At 66.2% G+C, this 962-nt stretch carries 2 protein-coding genes; one reads left to right on the top strand and one right to left on the bottom strand.

All coding sequences use genetic code 11. The features are described 5' to 3' along the window. Window positions 1–363: 363 nt before the first annotated feature. A complete protein-coding gene (locus H5397_RS17430) occupies window positions 364–576 on the bottom strand; it encodes a hypothetical protein (RefSeq protein WP_182819013.1) in 213 nt (70 codons plus the stop codon). Window positions 577–592: 16 nt separating this feature from the next. On the opposite strand from H5397_RS17430, the gene H5397_RS17425 reads away from it, so the two are divergent. Beyond that, window positions 593–962 (top strand): IS5 family transposase (locus H5397_RS17425; RefSeq protein ID WP_182819012.1); only part of this gene is annotated, 370 nt, incomplete at its 3' end.

Raw genomic sequence — 962 nt, 5'->3', positions numbered from 1 at the left:
GCCGCGAAGCCCGTCGGCACCATGGCACCCACCGGAACCCCAGCCGGTCCCCACGGCAGCAGCCGGGGCGCGAGCCAAGCCGACAGGGCGGCGTCCGTCGTGTGGCGAGGTAGGGCCATACCGCAAGGGTAAGGCCGTAGCGCCCCACTCCTGATGTGCGGGAACGGGGCCACCCGCTCGTCGTTGCGGACAGCGTTCAACACGAAGGCATACCGCGCTGCGGCAAGCGGAGCCGACACACGACCCTCGCGCAACCCGCGGCAGATGCGGGCGACTCCGGATCACCGTCACAGGGCAGTGGGTGCACGTTCATAGTCCGCACGCCGCCACCTCCGGTCTCGTGTAGCCAACTCGTGTCAGGCCTCAACCCTCCGCTTCACGCCAGGCGATCATGCGCTCCGCTACGTCCTGCCGCCATTGAATCGGCTCCCCGCGTTCCTCTGCCTCCTCGACGTACTCGGCGAGCCGTTGGAAGAGAGCTTCAGCGGTGACCCCCCGCCAGCGTTCTGGATGGTCGAAGGCATCGTCGCGAAGATCCCAGAAGCTGTCGACGAGTCTGGGCTCTGCCATTGCCATGGCTACACCCTAGGCCGTGTTGCTAAACCTCTTTGAGGTGTCTGCGGGAGATTCTGGATGTGTGTCGCGTGATGTGATCTCGGATGAAGCGTGGGCGGTGATCGGCCCGCTGTTCCCTACTGCGAAGTCGACGGGCCGTCCACCCTTGGATCGGCGCACGGTGGTCGAGGCGACGGCGTGGCGGTTCCGGACCGGGGCTCCGTGGAGGGACGTGCCGGAGCGATTCGGGAACTGGAACACGATCTACAAGAACTTCAACCGGTGGTCCGAGCTGGGCGTGTGGGCGAAGGTGCTGGAGAAGACGCAGGCGTTTGCGCAGCAGTCCGGGGACCTGGACTGGGTCGCATCGATCGATTCCACGATCGTGCGCGTGCACCAGCATGGCG

Source organism: Propioniciclava sp. MC1683 (genome assembly GCF_014164675.1).
GTDB lineage: Bacteria > Actinomycetota > Actinomycetes > Propionibacteriales > Propionibacteriaceae > Propioniciclava.
The sequence above is the reverse complement of the archived record's forward strand: the minus strand, read 5'-3'. Positions and strand labels throughout refer to the sequence as shown.

Bases quoted from the DNA above. Each gene is read 5' to 3' on its own strand.
- H5397_RS17430 (WP_182819013.1), bottom strand. From the start codon at position 576: ATGGCAATGGCAGAGCCCAGACTCGTCGACAGCTTCTGGGATCTTCGC.